Raw genomic sequence first — 3,560 nt, forward strand, 5'->3', positions numbered from 1 at the left:
TTCATTATACTAGGTCTGGAGATATTATAATAGACACTTTTGCAGGAACAGGAACAACTCCAATCGTACTGGCTACGCAGGGAATTCAGTGTGGCTACTCTGAAATCAACCCTGCGATGCTAACGGTTATCCAAACAAAAATCGAAGTCGCTTCGCTTAGTCTTGGCGCAAAAAACAAATTGGCACAACGACTAAGGAAACTAAGTAATGCGATCCAAGAAGACACTGAATCCGCTAAAGAAGATGCTACATTATTCGAAACATACAAATCCTGTTTTGGGGATAGCACTTTTTTTGACGCTGATAACTTCAAACAAGTCCTCAGACTCAGATCTCTCTGCGACTCTTTTGCCCAGACAGATCAACTAATTGGAAAAGTTTTACTCATTGCTGTTCTCTCGCAACTTATTCCTTGTTCCCTTCTCAAAAGACAGGGTGACGTAAGGTTTAAAACAAAAAAAGAACTTGTATCTGGTGTTCCCCGAATGGTGACGGCGGTGGCGAAACATCTGCTTTCAATGGCAGCGGATTGTGATAAATGCCCACCAATAATTGTCATGCCAACTTTGCTGACGCCCGATGCGAAGGCTTTAAGATCAGCTCCTAAGTTCCACGCTGATGGTGTTATAACGAGTCCACCCTATCTGAACGGCACAAACTACATACGTAACACTAAGATTGAATTATGGTTCTGTCGGCATATCCAGAGATCCTCAGACTTAAGGCTGATACGAGATAAAGTGGTGACTTCAGGCATCAATGATGTTGTCAAGAAAAAGGGAGAAAAGAGAGTTACGAAATCGGTCAATGATCTCGTAACGAGCCTTGAAGTTGACGCTTACGACGACAGAATTCCAAGAATGGTTGCCGCATATTTTGAAGACATGCACACAGTCTTCCTGGGACTGCAAGCTCAAACAGAAAACCATGCAATAGTGTGTGTTGACATCGGAGACAGTCGCTTTGGCGGCGTATCTGTACCAACTCACACGCTGCTAGTTGACGTGGCTGCAACCGCCGGATTTCAACTGAAGGAACGACTTGAACTAAGGAAACGCACCTCTCGTGACCAAGGGGCATTAACACAAGATCTACTCGTTTTCGAGAAGACCAAATCCCCAAACGAAATGAACATTGTTTCCGCCGGGTCTTGGGCTGACAAGTGGGCTAACTTCAAGAATACGATGCCACATCAACGTCCTCCTTTCACAGCACGTAACTGGGGACATCCAAGACACTCAGTATGCTCCTTTCAGGGCAAGATGAAGCCCTCGCTAGCCCATTTTCTCGTAGATTGCTTTTCAAACCCCAATGGCAAAGTGCTCGACCCGTTCTCCGGTTCGGGAACAATACCGTTTGAAGCAGCTTTGATGGGAAGGCAAGCATACGCATTTGACATAAGCCTCATGTCTTGCGCCATAACATCTGCCAAGATCTCTCCCCCTGATATGAGTTCACTAAATCTTCTCTTGCGGGAGTTCGATGATTATGTAAGCAAACATCATCCATCAAAAGCCGAGATAGACGCCGCTTGCTCCGTTAGTTTCAACAAAACTATACCGGAATATTTTCATGCAAAGACAATGTCGGAGATTATCGCTGCAAGATCTTTTCTGTCCGAACGCAGGAACGACTCTGTTGAATGGAATTTTATTATGGCGTGTATGCTTCATATCCTGCATGGCAATCGTCCGTACGCATTAAGCCGCAGGAGCCACTCCATTACCCCCTATGCCCCAACCGGGCCGACTGAATACCGTTCAGTGAGCGAAAGACTTAGAGCAAAAGTCTCATTAGTGTTGGACAAACCTTTGCCACCTGATTTTCTTAAAGGGAAAACTTTTCAGGCCGACATTTTGAAGGTTTGGCCGCATGAAATCCAAGACCTCGACGCTATTATCACTTCTCCTCCGTTCTTTGACTCTCAGCGTTTCTACATGACGAATTGGATGCGCTATTGGTTTTGCGGCTGGAGTGCTGAGACGTTTCAGAATGAACCAAGCAAATATGTGGAGACCCAGCAAAAGAAATCCATGTCAATATATAGTAGCGTGTTTACGCACAGTTATGAACGTCTTAAGCCCGGTGGGCTGGTCGTCTTCCATTTAGGTAAAAGTCGAAAGTGTGATATGGCAGCAGCATTAGTAAGAGAAGCTAATGAGCGTTTTAATGTACTCGATGTATTTGAGGAACCAGTCCTACATTGCGAAAAACATGGTGTTCGAGATAAGGGAACCGTAACAGATCACCAGTATCTAATTCTCCAACGACGCTCATAGCTGCGTTTATTGTTTACGCTTACTATCGTAAAGTTTTTGCAGGTTTAACGGAGCACCGCCTTTACACTTTTCGAAGACCTTCTGAAGGGCTTTGACGAGGAGTTCGCCAGTCACTTTGCCATCACGGTTCTTTGTCATCTCCTCTTTCATCAAGAACTCGTCAAAAAACCAATCTTTCTTCAGAACGATCATTTCTATTGCCTCCATGTTCGGTGTCACATGGAGCAATTCCTTAACAGTTAGACCTGTCAATGCTGATAAATCAGAGATCTGTTTTGAAGTGTATACTTTTGCAGGGAGATGATCTCTCTTTAGGCTGTTGCAGTCCCCGCAAAGTGCCGTTGCAGTCCCATCAAGCGGCCACAGAAGGGCAAGAGGGCGAGTGTGGTCGAGGTTCATTTCCCTTTGGTTCCCAAACTCTTTGTCACATTTGAAGCATCGGCGTGAGAATTTCTCAAATATATCATTTGCAAGCTCTCGACCAGTTTGCTCACGATATCGCAACTGAGGGGTACCTCCGTATAGGCTTTCAATAAGTAATTCAAAACCTCGCCTTCTCGCTGCGTCCTCTTTCATCTGTGCGGGAGTTCGCATGGGATTATGGGCGGCGTTTACCTCAAATTTCTTACAGAATCGGCACTCAAGCTGAAAACCATAGTCAAGTTTAAGCGTCTCATTTGTTTCCGAGTTTCGCAACAAACCAAATCCAGTATGGCAACATGGTCGCCTGTGTTCTGCCACGCAATGATTACTAAAAGAGAGGTGGTCTCGTTCATCTTCCGTATTTATTGGCAAGAAACGAGCACAGCGGTTGCATGACTTTAGAGTAATGTTAAATGGGTGATCACCCGAAGACCGTGTCGAGTTGTTTACGTTCGACTTCATGACCTTGCCTTGGGTGACGATAAAGTTCGCTTCCGGCGATATCTGATAAATATTCGGGAGAAGTGCTTCTCTTGCGTCATTAAGATGCTGATGTTGGACTATTCCGCAAGCAAGTCCATAGAATGCGATGCACAGCTCAGTCTCAGCCTTGAAGCAAGCTGTTACTCGATTAGAATCTTGTGCGCCATCGGTGCGCCATAGACTACCAAATTTATTCCAGTTTGGAGGATGATATTCAGTAAGGGTGTAACTCGATGGACAGTTCTTGATTGAAACCTTTAGTTTTCCATCACAGACAAACCACCCACCGAAGCAAAGAAACTTATTCTTTCCACAGGCTGGCAGTTCAAAAGTCACGGTTAAGGAATCCCCCTTTGGCAGGGCTATGGATTGTAC

The 3,560-nt window shown here is 45.1% G+C and carries 2 protein-coding genes; one reads left to right on the top strand and one right to left on the bottom strand.

From position 1 onward, the window contains the following. A partial coding sequence (locus WCO51_11170; protein ID MEI6513815.1) for a DNA methyltransferase occupies positions 1-2,279 on the top strand: 2,279 nt, incomplete at its 5' end. A 6-nt stretch (positions 2,280-2,285) separates the two neighbouring features. On the opposite strand, the gene WCO51_11175 is transcribed toward WCO51_11170, so the two are convergent. Further along, the coding region (locus WCO51_11175) for a hypothetical protein (protein MEI6513816.1) at positions 2,286-3,560 on the bottom strand (1,275 nt) is incomplete at its 5' end.

It is taken from the genome of bacterium (genome assembly GCA_037131655.1).
In the GTDB taxonomy this organism is placed as follows: domain Bacteria; phylum Armatimonadota; class Fimbriimonadia; order Fimbriimonadales; family JBAXQP01; genus JBAXQP01.